The sequence below is a fragment of the Vibrio sp. IB15 genome (assembly GCF_016406055.1).
In the GTDB taxonomy this organism is placed as follows: Bacteria; Pseudomonadota; Gammaproteobacteria; order Enterobacterales; family Vibrionaceae; genus Vibrio; species Vibrio chagasii.
In genome coordinates, this window is record NZ_JAEFCE010000030.1 from 1 (window position 1) to 16,690 (window position 16,690).

Genomic DNA, 16,690 nt, shown 5'->3' on the forward strand with positions numbered 1-16,690 from the left:
TGGACATAAAAAGACCCCCAATAATTGGTGTCCAACTATTGGGGGTCAGTTCAAACTGAGTTCGAGGCTTTTAATAACTAAATCAAATAGCAGTTAAATCTCTAAGAGATTATTCCCACTCGATTGTTGCTGGTGGCTTACCAGAGATGTCGTAAACAACACGTGAAATGCCGTCAACTTCGTTGATAATACGGTTAGAAACCTTACCTAGGAAGTCGTATGGTAGGTGTGCCCAGTGAGCAGTCATGAAGTCGATTGTTTCTACAGCACGTAGAGATACAACCCAATCGTACTTACGGCCATCGCCCATAACACCAACAGAGCGAACTGGTAGGAATACCGTGAACGCTTGAGATACTTTGTGGTATAGGTCAGCAGCGTGAAGCTCTTCAATGAAGATAGCATCTGCGCGACGCAGTAGATCACAGTACTCTTTCTTGATTTCGCCAAGAACACGAACACCTAGACCTGGACCTGGGAATGGGTGGCGGTAAAGCATGTTGTATGGAAGACCAAGTTCTAGACCGATCTTACGTACTTCATCTTTAAACAGCTCACGTAGAGGCTCAACAAGGCCCATTTCCATATCATCAGGAAGGCCACCAACGTTGTGGTGAGATTTGATTACGTGCGCTTTACCAGTCTTAGATGCAGCAGACTCGATTACGTCTGGGTAGATAGTACCCTGAGCAAGCCACTTAGCATTTGTCAGTTTCTTAGACTCTTCATCGAAGATATCTACGAATACGTGACCGATGATCTTACGCTTAGCTTCTGGTTCTGCTTCGCCTTTAAGTGCTTCTAGGAAACGATCTTCAGCGTCTACTTTGATGATGTTTAGACCAAACTTGTTGCCGAACATATCCATAACTTGCTCAGCTTCGTTCAGACGAAGTAGACCGTTATCTACGAATACACACGTTAGTTTGTCACCGATAGCGCGGTGAGCAAGCATTGCAACTACTGATGAATCAACACCACCAGAAAGACCAAGGATAACTTCGTCGTCACCTACTTGCTCTTTAATACGTGCAACTGCATCTTCAATGATTGAAGCTGAAGTCCACAGACCTTCACAACCACAAACGTTAAGAACGAAGTTCTCAAGCATTTTCAGGCCATTCTTAGTGTGTGTTACTTCTGGGTGGAATTGAACACCGAAGTATTTCTTCTCTTCGTTTGCCATTGCTGCGTATGGGCAAGTGTCTGTTTCAGCGATCTTTGTGAAATCAGATGGGATCTCAACCACTTTATCACCGTGGCTCATCCAAACATCTTGAGTAGATTCAAGGTCAGCGAACAGTGCTGATTCACCAGTCACTTGTACCGCTGCGTAGCCGAACTCACGCTCAGTAGACGTTGCTACTTTACCGCCAAGTTGCTCAGCCATAGTTTGCATGCCGTAGCAGATACCAAATACAGGAACACCTGAATCAAACACGTACTGAGGTGCACGTGGAGAGTTCTCTTCCGTTACACTTTCAGGGCCACCAGATAGGATGATACCGTCTGGATTGAATTCACGAATATCCGCTTCGTCTACGTCCCAGCTCCAAAGTTCACAGTAAACACCGATCTCACGAATACGACGAGCAACTAGCTGTGTGTATTGAGAACCGAAGTCTAGAATTAGAATACGTTGGTCATGAATATTTTTAGTCATTTTAAGCAGTCTTATTGGCTATGTGATCAAACGGAGGCGAGTTTACTCACCTCTGATTAACTCTTCAAGAAATAAAGCAAACGTTTTCGTTAGATATCTTTAACCTCGTGTTTTGAGAAAATCAGGCTTTCAGCAAAACAGACAGTAGATAAAATAATGTGCCGACTTAATCAGCACATTATTCAAACGTTTGGACGTATTATTAACCTAAACGGTAGTTAGGTGCTTCTTTAGTGATTTGAACATCGTGTACGTGAGATTCTTTCATGCCCGCACCAGAGATACGAACAAACTCAGCTTTAGTACGCATGTCTTCAATCGTCGCAGAACCTGTTAGGCCCATGCTTGAACGTAGACCACCCATTTGTTGGTGAACGATCTCTTTTAGACGACCTTTGTATGCGATACGACCTTCAATACCTTCTGGAACAAGCTTGTCTGCAGCGTTGTCAGATTGGAAGTAACGGTCAGAAGAACCTTGAGACATAGCGCCAAGAGAACCCATACCACGGTAAGACTTGTAAGAACGACCGTTGTAAAGGATAACCTCACCTGGTGCTTCTTCAGTACCTGCGAACATTGAACCAACCATCACACAAGATGCGCCAGCAACGATAGCTTTACAGATATCACCAGAGAAGCGGATACCGCCATCTGCGATTACTGGAATACCGTATTCGTTTGCAACTTCCGCTGCGTCTGCAATTGCTGTTACTTGAGGAACACCAACACCAGTAACGATACGAGTTGTACAGATAGAACCAGGGCCGATACCAACTTTAACTGCACTTACACCTGCTTCGATAAGAGCACGAGCGCCAGCGCCAGTTGCTACGTTACCACCGATGATTTGTAGATCTGGGTATGCAGCGCGAGTTTCGCGGATACGGTTAAGTACGCCTTCAGAGTGACCGTGTGAAGAGTCGATAAGTAGAACGTCTACACCAGCTTCAACAAGAGCAGCAACGCGCTCTTCGTTACCAGCGCCAGCGCCAACAGCGGCACCTACACGTAGACTGCCGCGCTCATCTTTACATGCGTTTGGCTTACGTTCTGCTTTATGGAAATCTTTTGCTGTGATCATACCAGTTAGTTGGAACTCATCGTTCACTACCAGTACTTTCTCAACGCGTGCTTCGTGCATTTTCTCTTGCACTTCTTCACGTGTTGCACCTTCTTTAACAGAAGCTAGACGCGATTTAGGCGTCATTACTACGTCAACTTTCTTAGACAAGTCTGTTACGAAGCGAACGTCACGGCCAGTGATGATACCAACCAGTTCGTTTGTTTCAGTCACTACAGGGAAGCCAGCAAAACCGTGCTTCTCAGTCAGGGCAACAACGTCAGCAATCGTTGCGTCAGGGCTTACTGTTACAGGGTGAGAAACCACACCTGCTTCGTAAATTTTAACCTGGCGAACCATTTCAGCTTGTTGCTCGATAGACATGTTCTTGTGGATAAAGCCAATGCCACCTTCTTGCGCGAGTGCAATAGCCAGACGAGCTTCCGTCACGGTATCCATCGACGCAGAAATCATAGGGATGTTCAGTGAAATGTTTTTAGTCAACTGAGTGCGAAGATCAGCTGTGTTTGGGAGAACAGTGGAGTGAGCTGGCACGAGTAGTACGTCATCGAATGTCAGCGCTTCTTTGGCAATTCTTAGCATTTGCAATATCTCACAATTGAGGAGTAGAAAGAAAAATCCGACTTCATCGTTTCGCATAATGAAGTACTTTGGATTAGATATTGCGGAGGGATTATACGCACGGGGAAATCGCTTGGCTACACATTTTTGTATTTTTAATTTGCATTTACCCCCTTGATATGTATTATATTGCCGCTATCTTCCATACTCACGCCCTGTGAGATTCCAAGAAAGACCTCCCTTCAAGGAAAGATAGTGCTTCTATGACTAATCCAAACATCTTTACTGTTTCTCGCCTCAACTCAGAGGTTCGTCTCCTATTAGAAAACGAAATGGGAATAGTGTGGCTCGTTGGTGAAATCTCAAACTTCTCTGCACCTGTCTCTGGTCACTGGTACCTCACCCTTAAAGATTCTCGCGCTCAAGTTAAGTGCGCCATGTTTCGTGGCAATAACCGTCGAGTCACCTTTAGACCTCAAAACGGCAATCAAGTATTAGTTAAAGCTCGCCTGTCTCTCTATGAGCCGCGTGGTGACTATCAACTGATCATCGAAAGCATGCAGCCAGAAGGTGACGGTAAACTTCAACAAGAGTTTGAAAAGCTAAAGATGAACCTCGCCGCAGAAGGGCTCTTCGCTCAATCGAGTAAACAAGCTCTTCCTGAGCACCCAAAGCGCGTTGGTGTTGTTACCTCTAAGACCGGTGCTGCTCTCTACGATATCTTGGACGTACTTAAACGTCGTGATCCTTCGTTACCGGTTGTGGTATACCCAACTATGGTGCAAGGCGAAGAAGCGGCGATTCAAATTGCTCAAGCGATTGGACGTGCTAATGAACGCAATGAGTGTGATGTGTTAATCGTGGGCCGTGGTGGTGGTTCGTTAGAGGACCTTTGGTGCTTCAACAACGAGATCGTTGCTCGCACTATTGCTGCAAGCCAAATCCCGATCATCAGCGCCGTTGGCCACGAAGTGGATGTTACTATTGCCGATTTCGTTGCCGATATGCGCGCCCCTACTCCATCAGCGGCAGCTGAATTGGTTAGCCGTGACAACAGTCATAAAGAGCAAGCTTTCGCCTCTAAACGTGCTCGCTTAGTCAGCGCGATTCGCCACATATTAATCAAGCAAGCGCAGTCGACTCAAACATTGAAACACCGCTTAGAAAGACAGCACCCTAGCTACCAACTGCAAAAACAGAGCCAGCAGCTGGATGATCTAGACATGCGTCTGCGTCGCGGAATGACTCAATACCTAAAGCAGCATGCACAGCGTGTCGAACGCAAACAGCATCAGCTTCAATTGAACTCGCCAGTGAAACGCTTGGGTGAACAAAAACTGCATCTGCAGCGTTCAGAGCAAAAGCTATTAGATGCGATGGATAAAACCCTGCTAACCACTCGCCACCAGCTGGCAATGGCTGCCGAGAAATTAGAGACCGTTAGTCCACTGGCAACCCTAAAGCGTGGTTACAGCATTACTCATTCAGCATCGAGCAAGACGGTGTCATCAATTAACGATGTCGAAGTCGGTGAAGTGATCACCACTCAAGTTGAAGATGGCGTGATTGAGTCGCAAGTGACGGCAAGAGCAACTAAGGGCTAGTTTAGAACTAATTCGAACGTTAAAAACTAGAAAGCCCTATCGATAATCGACAGGGCTTTTTTGTATCTAATAAGAAAACTCAATAAAAGGTTATTCCGCAGGTTGGAACTCGAACTTTACTCTCGACTTAGACTTAAGCTCGTTACAGTCACCATTACAAAAATAGCTCGCGGCACCACAGGCTTGAAGTTTTTCTAACAGGCTGCTGCACTCTGGGCAGAACCCTATTTTAGTAAAATGTGCCTGACAACTTTCACAGTGGTATTGTCCGTCCCAACCAAGCTCTGACTGACACTTAGGGCAGATATTTTCACTCATTAGTATTTCCTAATTCACGACTCTTTTTACAATCTACTACTGCTTGGATTTAGCTTGTTTGATTTGGTACATGTTCTTATCAGCTTGTGCGATCAACTGATCTAACCCCTGTGGATCTTTTTCACAAGCAAGACCAACACTCACTGAGAACTGCACATCATTAATATAAAGCGCTTGTTGTAGTGTTTTCTCTAAACCGTGGTAGAAGCTAACAACGCTATCTTTGTCATCAAAACAAGAGAACACCACAAATTCATCACCACCATAACGGCCTATCTTGGCACACGCTGTCGTAGCATCATCAAGCACTCTAGCAACCGCCAATAGCACATCATCACCAAAGCTGTGACCGTAGGTGTCATTAATTGATTTGAATTTATCGACATCGACAAACAGACACGCCATCACCTTCTGAGCAAAACTGCGCTTGGCCAAGACCTTTTCAGCTTCATTGAACAAGGCACGACGATTCAAGCAATGGGTAAGAGAATCACGATTAGCGAAAAAGTTAAGCTGGTTTTCTAGCTCGTACTTTTCTAATGCTACTGAATATAGAGAAGCGAGCAACTCTAAGATCTCAAGTTCGAATTCATGTGGCTCGGAAATACATTGGCTGTATATAGCGAAAGTACCGAGTACGTGCCCGTTTGAAGAAAGAATTGGTACAGACCAGCACGCATGAAGGTTCGCCTGGGTTGTTAACGCCAAGAAAGGTGCCCAGTTAGGGTGGGTGTTGATGTCTGAGACCATCACTGCTTTTTTAAGCGCAGCAGCCTCACCACACGAACCAATTCCAACACCTATACCAACGCCCTCTATCTGTTGATTATAGAAATCAGGCAAATTTGGAGCATATTCGAGATGCAAAGTCTGGGACTCAGCGTTGAGCAGTAAAATTGAAGCCATACGCTGACCAAAAAGCTGTTCTGTGAGCTCTATGATCTTGCTGTTTAAGTCCTTGCGATCCATCCCAAGGGCAAGCTTCCGAAGCAACCTATTGACTGCTCGGTGGCCTTCTAATAAAAATTGTTGTTCCATTCACTAAAGCTTTCAATTATTTAATCGGGTACAGCCTGTTCTTATGCAAGCTTGTTATTGGTTAATAATAACACACTTAATTACCACGACACACAATCGAAGATCATAGGTTGATCTTTCGCTTTATCTATTTTGATCAGCGATCTACCCCAAAAAGAATATTTATATCACCACATACCGAAAGCATAAGTTACATGTGCTGCATTTCAATTTTAAACAGTTAATTATATTAAAAGTGACAACCCAAAACAGAATAAGCAGCACAAGTCATTTCGATCTATTGCTCAAATCATCGAATTACATGCGTCAGCATTTCAATATTTTGGTCATCTGACTGGGTTAACTTAACGGACAGCGCACCAAATTCTGCGGTATTCCCAATGTGTGTACCACCACAAGGAATGGTCACCTGAGTATCTGCGTCAAGCTGCCACTCCCAGTAACGAGAGTCTGTTAACGCCTCGCCCTCTAACCTCATCGTAACCGCCGTTGGTTGTGCTAACCAAACAGAAATCAGCTCATTAACATAGGCTTCAATGACCTCAAGGTTCGCTAGCATATCTGCCACATTAAGGCCGCGCTTCTTCAAGGTTTTACCCAAGCGATAAGTGTCTTTACATTGTTCAGGCGTTACAAAGCTGGTGACTTGGGCGTAGCTATTAAAGTCATAGCTGCCCAATGGATCTTTGCGGTCTGCATCTTTGCGCCAATAGTTATCAGCTAAGACCTTATTCAACGCTAAGAAGGCGACATGTCCAGCGCTATGGCCACGGCTAAGGCTCGCTTGGTACTCTTTATCAACCGACAACGATACCTGCTCGTTAACACTTATCGTAGAAGCAGATACAGGTAGCTGGTGGACTACCACAAACATCCAACCCTCTGTATCACGCTTAACAGGAATATCTGCTGCTACATAAAGTTTGCCAGTAGATTGTTCTATCGCGCCAACTAAACAATCATCAACGGTATATTGCACGCCACCAAGGTTAATGGTGCCTTTATCTGCTGGGTGATCTGGCCAAATATGGCTAACAGGATGAAAAGGAGTCACATCAGTGATCAAGTAGGTTTTGCTCTCATCACTTTCAACATACAGAACTTTTGCCTCAAGCTGCCAAGTCTGGTGGCAAAATTGGGTGATGGTCGGTGTGATTGCTGCTGGTGTAATCAAGTCGCTCATTGTCATGTCGTTCTTCTTTTGGAATCTAGTCTAGGTCGCTTGCTGATAATTCCTAGCAAGGTGCGGTTATCAGATAACGTAAATTTTGCTTAAAAAAATACCCGAGACAGGCTCGGGTATCAAATCTATTCAAAAGGACTATTTACGTCCTTTAACCATGCTCATCATGCGCTTACGTTTACGCTCTTGAGAGATAGTTAGCTTGTTCGTCTTAGCTTCAAATGGGTTTTCGCTGTTCTGGAATTGAATGCGAATTGGCGTACCCATGATTTCTAGTGAACGACGGTAGTAATTCATCAGGAATCGCTTGTATGAATCTGGCAAGTCACGAACTTGGTTACCGTGGATAACGATAATTGGTGGGTTATAACCACCCGCGTGCGCGTATTTCAGTTTCACACGACGGCCACGAACCATAGGTGGTTGGTGATCATCAGTCGCCATCTTCATGATACGAGTTAGGACAGACGTACCAACACGGGTTGTCGCTGACTTGTAAGCCTCTTGAACCGATTCAAACAAGTGACCAACACCAGTACCGTGAAGTGCCGAGATGAAGTGAATACGTGCGAAATCAACGAAACCTAAACGACGGTCTAGTTCTTTCTTAACGCGCTCTTTCACGTCGTTATCTAGGCCATCCCACTTGTTTACTGCGATCACGATTGAACGACCAGCGTTCAATGCAAAGCCTAGTAAGCTCAAGTCTTGATCTGAGATGTTCTCTCGAGCATCAATCACAAGTAAAACTACGTTCGCATCTTCAACCGCTTTCAACGTTTTAACAACCGAGAACTTCTCTACGGTTTCGTTGATGTTTTTACGACGACGAACACCCGCAGTATCGATCAGAACGTATTCACGCTCATCACGGCTCATTGGGATGTAGATAGAATCACGAGTAGTACCAGGCATATCGTAAACAACCACACGCTCTTCACCTAGGATACGGTTAGTTAGCGTTGATTTACCTACGTTTGGACGACCAATAATAGCAAGCTTGATTGGCTGATCTTGCAGACGCTTGAACTCTTGTTCCGCTTCTTCTTCAGTGAAATCAACCTGTTCTGCTTCTTCGTCTTCAAATTCTGTTAGATCGCTAATTTCACCCTGCTCAGCTTTAAGTGCTTCAGCAAATGGGTTTAGAGCAAGATCAATCAGTGCTGTAACACCACGACCGTGCGCTGCAGCGATTTGGTACATGTCTTCTACACCTAGCTGCCAGAAGTCAGCACTTGCTGCATCAGGGTCAATACCATCAACCTTGTTTACTACAAGCATTGAAGGCTTTTCTAGTTGGCGAAGGTGCTTCGCGATAGCAACGTCAGATGGTGTTAGACCAGCACGGCCATCTACCATGAACAGCACAACATCAGCTTCGTCAATCGCCGCTAATGACTGCTCTGCCATTTTAGTTTCAACACCTTCTTCAGTACCGTCGATACCACCAGTGTCGATAACAATAAACTCATGCTCACCAAGTTGAGCATGGCCATATTTACGGTCACGCGTTAAGCCAGGGAAATCCGCAACCAATGCATCACGAGTTCGAGTCAATCGGTTAAACAACGTAGATTTACCTACGTTCGGACGCCCTACTAGAGCAACAACAGGTACCATAACAACCTCTACAATTTCTTCTCTTAATGTAGTTATAGGTAAGCACTTGTTCGTAAGTTTAAACTCTTACCTATAACCACATGGTTTATTAATTTTTAACAACAAAACGGCTCCTGGCTGTTACCAACCAGGAGCCGACTGTGAATTATATCACGCTTTTATTGGCTAATCGTCAGTTTCTTTACATCGCCGTTGCGAGTCGTCACTAAGTAGCCTTCAGGCAGTTCAATTGGCGCTACAGCAAAGCCGCTGTCATCAACCAACTGCTGAGCAACAAACTCACCCGTTGAGCGATCTAACCAGTGTAGATAACCTTCTGTATCACCCACCACAACGTATCCGTTAATGATAGCAGGTGCTGTCAGTAAGCGGTTTTCTAGCAATGGAGTACTCCACAGTTCGGTACCGCTACGAGCATCTACTGCAACTACATGATCCTTATCTGTTACAAGGAACAAACGGCTGCCGTCACTTGCTAAATCAATCGCTGACGAGTAGTTACGTTTCCAAACTGGCTTACCAGAGCGTAGATCAATGGCAATCAACTGACCGTTAATACCAACGGTGTACAAAGTACCACCCAGTACTACTGGCGATGCATCCACATCAACCAAGCGATCAATTTCCGTCGCGCCCTTTGGTGTACCAACAGGTTGTTGCCAAATTAACTGACCACGCTCAACAATAGCTGCTGCTAGACGACCATTTGCCGTCCCCCAGAACACACCACCAGAAACTGCAACAGGAGCACTGTCGCCACGTAGTGTCAGGCTTGGAACTTCAGTACTGATTGTCCACTTCTGTTCACCGGTCTCTTGGTCTAGCGCGAGCATCATGCCGCGGCTAGTATGAACCAATACCATATTGTTGTCAGTGACAGGAGATGCTAGCACCTCACCGTTTACCGATACACGCCACAGCTCTTCGCCAGTCGATTCATCCAGTGCGATTACTTCACCGTTTTCAGAACCAACAAACACTTTGCCGTAAGCTGCAGTTAAGCCACCAGACAAACGAGCCAACACATCTTTCTCAAGATCTGTTTTCCACAGCTCTTTACCTGTTTCAGGATCAAGCGCTTTAACCAGACCTTCACGGCTTGCAACAAACACTTTGTCGTAAGCCAGCTCCGGTGTCAGTTTTGAAAAGTAGTGACCAACACCATCACCAACCGAGGTCGACCATTCCTGTTTAGGAGTGAACTCACTGTTTACCGTTGGTACTGGCGCCATGATTACGGTGTCTTCTTCACCCGCACAGCCAGCTAATAGGCCAAGAGCAATCGCACACAACGCCGCTTTTGGAAACATCTTCTTCATTCAAAGCGCCTTATTTAGCTAGGTCGTCAAGTTTGATTTGAAGCGTTTGGCTCGCATCAACAGCTTGCTGTGCTTCTGTGTAAGCACTGTATGCTGCGTCTGTGTCGCCTTTACGAAGTGAGATATCACCACGTAGTTCAGCCACGCGGCCTTTCCAAGATTCGTCCGTTACTGCAGCAAGATCAGACAACGCAGCATCGAATTCACCTTGTTCAGCTTTGATACGAGCAACACGGTAAGTCAGTAGTGGCGAAAGTGCCGCATCCTTAGTTGCCGCTTTTGCCCACTCTAGCTGTTCAAGTGCTGCAGATAATTCACCCGCTTGTACTTGTACTTTTGCTAGCTGCATCGCTGCAAGTACTGAGTACTCAGCATCTTTATTTGCATCGATAAAAGCTTGAATATCAGATTGAGCATCAACGCCTTTTGCATCTAAAGCAGAGATCACTGTCGTGTAGCTTTCTGAAGCAGCTTCACGCGCCTCAACTACTGAATCTTGGTAGTAGCGCCAACCGAATAGACCACCTAAACCAATAACCGTACCGAAGATTACGGCTTTACCGTTCTCTTTCCACCAATCTTTAATGGCTTCAACCTGCTGCTCTTCGCTATCGTAAAGTTCCACTTCCTGTCCTCTTTAATTCTTTAAACGCCAGCATAGTGCTGACGTTAATATTCGTTATGAGCGTTTGCTCTAAGGCTAATTAGATTAGCGCAGCTACTTTTGCAGCAACGTCTGCTTGGGCAACAACTTCTTGTTCACCACCAACCAGATCTTTCAATACCACAGTGTTGTCTGCTACTTCGTTTTCACCCAGTACCAGAGCAACTACAGCACCTACTTTGTCTGCACGTTTGAATTGCTTCTTGAAGCTACCACCACCGAAGTGGCTCATTACACGTACACCTTCAACGGTATCACGTAATTGATTCGCTAATTGCATGCCCGCGATCATAGTGCCTTCGCCAGCCGCAACCATGTAAACATCAACACTGCGACGAACTTCAGTAAGCTCTAGCGTTTCCATCATTAGGACCAAACGCTCTAGGCCCATCGCGAAACCAACAGCTGGTGTTGCTTTACCGCCAAGTTGCTCAACAAGACCGTCGTAACGACCACCACCACATACGGTACCTTGAGCACCTAGGCTTTCAGTGATCCACTCAAATACTGTGCGGTTGTAGTAGTCCAAACCACGTACTAGACGCTCGTTAACTTGGTATTCGATACCAACGGCATCAAGAAGTTCACACAAACCAGCAAAATGTTGCTTCGACTCTTCACCTAAGTATTCAGAAAGTCGAGGTGCGTCACCTAAGATAGCTTGAACGTCTGAGTTCTTAGTATCTAGTACACGAAGTGGGTTTGTGTGCATGCGACGTTTGCAATCTTCGTCTAGCACATCAATGTGCTGTTCAAGGAAAGCAACAAGTGCTGTACGGTAGTTTGCGCGATCTTCAGTAGAACCGATTGAGTTCAGCTCTAGACGAACGTGCTTGTCGATGCCTAGCTCACGCCATAGACGCGCAGTCATCATGATAAGTTCTGCGTCAACGTCTGGACCGTCTAGACCAAACACTTCCACACCACATTGGTGGAATTGACGGTAGCGACCTTTTTGAGGACGCTCGTGACGGAACATTGGACCCATGTACCATAGGCGTTGCTCATCACGGTTAATAAGGCTGTTTTGGATGCATGAACGTACACAACCAGCTGTGCCTTCTGGACGTAGCGTTAGGCTATCGCCGTTACGGTCATCAAAGGTGTACATCTCTTTTGAAACAACGTCTGTCTCTTCACCCACTGCGCGGCTAAATAGGTTTGTTTCTTCAACGATAGGCATACGCACTTCGTTGTAACCGTGTGCACTCACCACGTTTTTCACTGCGTTTTCTACTTTCTGCCACAGTGGTGATTGAGTCGGTAGGCAGTCGTTCATGCCTCGGATTGCTTGGATATTTTTAGCCACAATATTTATTCCGTAATTTCTCACGACCAGGTGTTGATGCGAATAGACAACCACACCTCATCGCGTTTTATTAATCTTCTAGGTTTTCTACATCAATGCGATTTGCTTTATCAAGCACTGATGCTTTTGCTCGAATCTTAGCTTCAAGCTGATCAACAAGGTCGTTGTTGTCAAAGCGCTCTTTCTGACGCTTACCATCTTCGTAGAAGGCACTCTTACGAGCACTACCCGCTAGACCTAAATGAGATACTTCTGCTTCACCAGGGCCATTCACCACACAACCGATGATAGAGACATCCATTGGGGTAATCACGTCTTCTAGACGCTCTTCAAGCGCGTTTACGGTGTTAATAACATCGAACTCTTGACGAGAACAGCTTGGACACGCGATGAAGTTAATACCACGCGAGCGAATGCGCAAAGATTTAAGAATATCGAAGCCAACTTTGATCTCTTCAACAGGATCCGCCGCTAGCGAGATACGTAGCGTGTCACCAATACCTTCAGAAAGAAGCATACCTAAGCCAACAGAAGACTTAACCGCACCAGCACGTGCACCACCAGCTTCGGTAATACCAAGGTGAAGCGGTTGGTCAATCTGTTTTGCCAGTAAACGGTATGAACCTACAGCTAGGAATACGTCAGATGCTTTAACGCTCACTTTAAATTGGTCAAAGTTGAGACGGTCTAAGATATCGACGTGACGCATTGCTGATTCAACAAGCGCTTCTGCTGTTGGCTCTGTGTATTTCTCTTGGATCTCTTTTTCAAGAGAACCACCGTTAACACCAATACGAATCGGAATATTCATATCACGAGCACAATCAACAACTGAGCGAATACGGCTCTCGTTACCGATGTTACCTGGGTTGATACGCAGACAGTCTACACCGTACTCAGCCACTTTCAGCGCGATACGGTAGTCAAAGTGAATGTCAGCGACCAAAGGAACAGAAACCTGCTGCTTGATTTGCTTAAATGCTTCAGCGGCATCCATAGTCGGTACAGATACGCGAACGATATCAGCGCCTACATTTTCCAAAGCTCGGATCTGAGCAACGGTTGCGGCTACGTCTGTTGTTCTTGTGTTGGTCATGGATTGCACAGCAATAGGTGCACCATCACCGATCGGCACATCACCCACATAAATACGGGTTGATTTGCGACGAATAATAGGAGATTCGTGTTGCATATTAACTCTAAGGTAAGGTTATTCTGGCTACTTTGCCTGAAGTATACCCAGAAAGGTCGACAGGTTCACTTGCAAATGTCATTGATACGCCTTCTGGCGCACCTAGAATCACTTTATATGGCGCAATTCCTGATAGATTTAGTGACTGACCCGCTTTTTTGATGCCCGTTGACAAGGTTTTGCCGGTCGCATCTTTAACTTGAATCCAACAGTCTGCAGTAAACTGCATCGTTAGCGCTTTGGTTGCTACTTCCGGTGTTGGCGTTGTTTCAGGAGCAGGTGTTGCTTCAACTGTTTCTAATTCAACAGCTGGTTCTACGTCGACTGCTGGTTGTTCATCAGTCACGTCAAGTGCAGCTGAAGTATTTGCCGCATCACTGATTGCAGCAAGGCCTTCAGTATCTTCAATCACAGAAGCCGCTGCGTCGTTCTGCTCAGCTTCAATCACTTCTAAAGAGGCGAACTCAGGGTCCAACGACTCTTCCACCGCAAGCTCTTCTGAGCCTTCAGTGTTAGCCAGAGATTGAGATAGGGTGTCTTGTTGTTGATTCTGCCACCACCACAGTGAAGATATACCGACGATAACTGCAAAGATACCCCAAGTGAGCAGCATGATACGGCTGTTGTGCTTTTCTGTTTTCGTCTTGCGAGAAAAGCTCAGCATTTCTTGATCTTCATGTTGAGCATCACCGGAATGGCGAAGCGCGTTCAATACCACTTTTTCATCAAGATTGACGTATTTCGCGTATGAACGGATGTAACCACGCATAAAGGTTGCGACTTGGTCTGACTCAAATTGGTTTTCTTCAATTTGTTGAATTAAAGAGATGCGTAGTTTTAGGCGATCCGAGATCTGCTTTTGTGTTAAACCAAGAGCTTCTCGTTGATTTTTCAGTAGCGTCCCTGCTTCTAGAGCTGGAGCGATTGGTTCTTGCGCTTGTGTGTCGTGTTCTGTGTTCATAGAGAGTGAACTTCTAAAATATTATCGCAGGTCGACGAGAGCGTTTTTTATTGTCGTTTAAGCTCATTCTAGCAACCCACTTATGTGGAATTTGTCCTGTTACCCAACTCATCAACCCTTAAAGACGAACGACATGCATTTTATTATTAGTGACGTTCTCAGGAAGCTAGTTTATCAAGTAGCCAACCTAAATAGACATATTGATGATCAGTAACAAGCGAGCACTTAAATTAATTTAAGATTAGTTAATCATAAGCTAATGCCATTACAAGGCAAAAATACTTTCAACAAAATTTACCGTCAGCTCATGGTTTTGTCCAAAAATTGACGAAAAATGTAAGAAAGCGTGGGCAAGAAGTCCAAAAAATAGAAAACGAAGTCCCAAAAACGCAACAAGCCAGAAGTAATACTTCTGGCTTGTTTAGATTCAAATCGCGTTTTATACCGCTTTTACTTCAATCACACCACCGGCAACCAAGTTAGCTTCTGATGCTGCTTTAAGCATTTTAGTACGCTTAGTTCTATCGATAACATCACCAACCAACTGGCCACATGCTGCATCAATATCATCACCACGCGTTTTACGAACCGTTACTGTGTAGTCGTATTCCATTAGCGTTTTTTGGAAGCGGTCAATACGAGAGTTGCTTGGCTTCTTGTATGGTGAACCTGGGTAAGGGTTAAATGGAATCAGGTTAATCTTACATGGCGTATCTTTCATTAGCTCTGCAAGTTCACGAGCGTGGTCCATATCATCATTTACATGATCCAATAGAACGTACTCTACCGTTACTTTACCGCGGTTGGCATTTGAAGAGGCAATGTAGCGACGAACAGACGCTAGGAAATCTTGGATATCCCAACGGTCGTTGATCGGCATGATTTGGCTACGAAGTTCATCGTTTGGCGCGTGTAGAGAAATAGCTAGTGCTACGTCGATGTTATCTGTCATTTGGTCAAGGCCAGATACAACACCTGAAGTAGATACTGTTACGCGACGCTTAGACAGTGCAAAACCTAGGTCATCAAGCATGATCTCTAATGATGGCATTAGGTTTTTCATGTTTAGTAGCGGCTCGCCCATACCCATCATTACAACGTTAGTAATTGGACGACGACCAGTCTCTTTCTCTAGACCGATTTCACGAGCAGCACGCCAGATTTGACCCACGATCTCAGAAACTTTTAAGTTGCGGTTAAAGCCTTGTTGAGCTGTCGAGCAGAATTTACACTCTAGTGCACAACCAACCTGTGAAGATACACACAGCGTTGCACGGTCACCGTCTGGGATGTATACCGTCTCAACGTCTTGGTCGCCAACGCTCATCGCCCATTTAATTGTGCCGTCTGAAGAGTGTTGAGCTTCAGAAACAACAGGTGCAACAATTTCACAGCGGCGTTGAAGTTTTTCACGCAGCTTTTTGTTGATGTTGTTCATGTTTTCGAAGTCATCGACACCGAAGTGATACATCCACTTCATCACTTGATCTGCGCGAAAAGCTTTCTCATTCAATTCTTCTGTGAAAAATTTACGAAGACCTTTACGATCAAAATCGAGTAGATTGACTTTAGCTGTGGTCATGATGCCTCTCAATGACGGAACAATAATTAAGGGCGCGAATTGTACAGCCTTTACGCATGTTCAACAAGGGCTGTAAAACCCTGTGTTTACTAAGACATTCAAACTTAAGTGATTAAAATTTACACAACCACCTTTCATTACTTACAATTCAGGAAATAAGAACAAGATTCCCGACTGCACTCCTTCATCGCTTTCGGGAATGACGTAAAAACTCACTCAGTAACTTTCCATTCATAGTCGTCTGCTCACCAGTTCCTCTAACCTCGTCATTCCAGAACTGAGGGACGAGGTATCTGGGATCTCCAACCACAACTGAGATTCCCGACTGCGCTCCTCCGTCGCTATCGGGAATGACGTGAAAACTTACTCAGTAACTTCTCATTCATAGTCGTCAGGTCACCAGTTCCTCAAACCTCGTCATTCCAGAATCGAGGGACGAGATATCTGGAATCTCCAACCACAACTGAGATTCCCGACTGCGCTCCCCAGTCGCTATCGGGAATGACGTGAAAACTTGCTCAGTAACTTTCCATTCATAGTCATAAGTTCACTAGTCCCTCAAATATCGTCATTCCAGAACTGAGGAACGAAG

General features: G+C 45.2%; 13 protein-coding genes. 1 reads left to right on the plus strand and 12 read right to left on the minus strand.

Annotated features, from left to right (window positions below):
• Nucleotides 1-109 precede the first annotated feature (109 nt).
• On the minus strand, nucleotides 110-1,663 hold the full coding sequence (gene guaA / locus JC606_RS12550) for a glutamine-hydrolyzing GMP synthase (RefSeq protein WP_128161861.1): 1,554 nt from the start codon (nucleotides 1,661-1,663) through the stop codon (nucleotides 110-112).
• 202 nt (nucleotides 1,664-1,865) lie between these two features.
• Nucleotides 1,866-3,329, minus strand: a complete 1,464-nt coding sequence (gene guaB, locus JC606_RS12555; RefSeq protein ID WP_004740320.1) for an IMP dehydrogenase — start codon at nucleotides 3,327-3,329, stop codon at nucleotides 1,866-1,868.
• A 242-nt stretch (nucleotides 3,330-3,571) separates the two neighbouring features.
• On the opposite strand from guaB, the gene xseA reads away from it, so the two are divergent.
• Nucleotides 3,572-4,912, plus strand: a complete 1,341-nt coding sequence (xseA, locus tag JC606_RS12560) for an exodeoxyribonuclease VII large subunit (protein WP_137408165.1) — start codon at nucleotides 3,572-3,574, stop codon at nucleotides 4,910-4,912.
• Nucleotides 4,913-5,002: 90 nt separating this feature from the next.
• On the opposite strand, the gene JC606_RS12565 is transcribed toward xseA, so the two are convergent.
• The 10 genes from JC606_RS12565 to JC606_RS12610 all read right to left on the minus strand — a co-directional run bounded on the left by JC606_RS12565 (nucleotide 5,003) and on the right by JC606_RS12610 (nucleotide 16,098).
• Nucleotides 5,003-5,230: a zinc ribbon domain-containing protein gene (locus JC606_RS12565; RefSeq protein ID WP_137408164.1), complete on the minus strand. Its 228-nt coding sequence runs from the start codon at nucleotides 5,228-5,230 to the stop codon at nucleotides 5,003-5,005.
• 36 nt (nucleotides 5,231-5,266) lie between these two features.
• On the minus strand, nucleotides 5,267-6,268 hold the full coding sequence (locus JC606_RS12570) for a sensor domain-containing diguanylate cyclase (protein WP_137408163.1): 1,002 nt from the start codon (nucleotides 6,266-6,268) through the stop codon (nucleotides 5,267-5,269).
• Nucleotides 6,269-6,557: 289 nt separating this feature from the next.
• Nucleotides 6,558-7,457 carry an alanyl-tRNA editing protein gene (locus tag JC606_RS12575; protein ID WP_137408162.1) on the minus strand — a complete coding sequence of 300 codons (900 nt, stop codon included), beginning with the start codon at nucleotides 7,455-7,457 and terminating at the stop codon, nucleotides 6,558-6,560.
• Between the two features lie 132 nt (nucleotides 7,458-7,589).
• Complete coding sequence (der, locus tag JC606_RS12580) at nucleotides 7,590-9,071, minus strand: ribosome biogenesis GTPase Der (RefSeq protein WP_004740325.1); 1,482 nt, start codon at nucleotides 9,069-9,071, stop codon at nucleotides 7,590-7,592.
• A gap of 158 nt (nucleotides 9,072-9,229) precedes the next feature.
• Complete coding sequence (gene bamB, locus JC606_RS12585; protein WP_198778681.1) at nucleotides 9,230-10,390, minus strand: outer membrane protein assembly factor BamB; 1,161 nt, start codon at nucleotides 10,388-10,390, stop codon at nucleotides 9,230-9,232.
• A gap of 10 nt (nucleotides 10,391-10,400) precedes the next feature.
• A complete protein-coding gene (locus JC606_RS12590; protein ID WP_198778682.1) occupies nucleotides 10,401-11,015 on the minus strand; it encodes a YfgM family protein in 615 nt (204 codons plus the stop codon).
• A gap of 79 nt (nucleotides 11,016-11,094) precedes the next feature.
• Nucleotides 11,095-12,363: a histidine--tRNA ligase gene (gene hisS, locus JC606_RS12595; protein WP_198778683.1), complete on the minus strand. Its 1,269-nt coding sequence runs from the start codon at nucleotides 12,361-12,363 to the stop codon at nucleotides 11,095-11,097.
• 70 nt (nucleotides 12,364-12,433) lie between these two features.
• On the minus strand, nucleotides 12,434-13,555 hold the full coding sequence (gene ispG / locus JC606_RS12600) for a flavodoxin-dependent (E)-4-hydroxy-3-methylbut-2-enyl-diphosphate synthase (protein ID WP_004740329.1): 1,122 nt from the start codon (nucleotides 13,553-13,555) through the stop codon (nucleotides 12,434-12,436).
• Nucleotides 13,556-13,562: 7 nt separating this feature from the next.
• Nucleotides 13,563-14,516: a cytoskeleton protein RodZ gene (gene rodZ, locus JC606_RS12605; RefSeq protein WP_198778684.1), complete on the minus strand. Its 954-nt coding sequence runs from the start codon at nucleotides 14,514-14,516 to the stop codon at nucleotides 13,563-13,565.
• Between the two features lie 439 nt (nucleotides 14,517-14,955).
• Entirely contained in the window at nucleotides 14,956-16,098 is a 1,143-nt protein-coding gene (locus JC606_RS12610; RefSeq protein WP_008222760.1) for a bifunctional tRNA (adenosine(37)-C2)-methyltransferase TrmG/ribosomal RNA large subunit methyltransferase RlmN, read from the minus strand.
• Nucleotides 16,099-16,690: the final 592 nt, after the last annotated feature.

Excerpts from the sequence above, each read along its gene's own strand:
- guaB (WP_004740320.1), bottom strand. The coding sequence starts at position 3,329 with ATGCTAAGAATTGCCAAAGAAGCGCTGACATTCGATGACGTACTACTC.
- JC606_RS12565 (WP_137408164.1), bottom strand. The coding sequence starts at position 5,230 with ATGAGTGAAAATATCTGCCCTAAGTGTCAGTCAGAGCTTGGTTGGGAC.
- guaA (WP_128161861.1), bottom strand. The coding sequence starts at position 1,663 with ATGACTAAAAATATTCATGACCAACGTATTCTAATTCTAGACTTCGGT.
- rodZ (WP_198778684.1), bottom strand. The coding sequence starts at position 14,516 with ATGAACACAGAACACGACACACAAGCGCAAGAACCAATCGCTCCAGCT.
- xseA (WP_137408165.1), top strand. The coding sequence starts at position 3,572 with ATGACTAATCCAAACATCTTTACTGTTTCTCGCCTCAACTCAGAGGTT.
- ispG (WP_004740329.1), bottom strand. The coding sequence starts at position 13,555 with ATGCAACACGAATCTCCTATTATTCGTCGCAAATCAACCCGTATTTAT.
- JC606_RS12575 (WP_137408162.1), bottom strand. The coding sequence starts at position 7,457 with ATGACAATGAGCGACTTGATTACACCAGCAGCAATCACACCGACCATC.
- der (WP_004740325.1), bottom strand. The coding sequence starts at position 9,071 with ATGGTACCTGTTGTTGCTCTAGTAGGGCGTCCGAACGTAGGTAAATCT.
- bamB (WP_198778681.1), bottom strand. The coding sequence starts at position 10,390 with ATGAAGAAGATGTTTCCAAAAGCGGCGTTGTGTGCGATTGCTCTTGGC.
- JC606_RS12610 (WP_008222760.1), bottom strand. The coding sequence starts at position 16,098 with ATGACCACAGCTAAAGTCAATCTACTCGATTTTGATCGTAAAGGTCTT.
- JC606_RS12570 (WP_137408163.1), bottom strand. The coding sequence starts at position 6,268 with ATGGAACAACAATTTTTATTAGAAGGCCACCGAGCAGTCAATAGGTTG.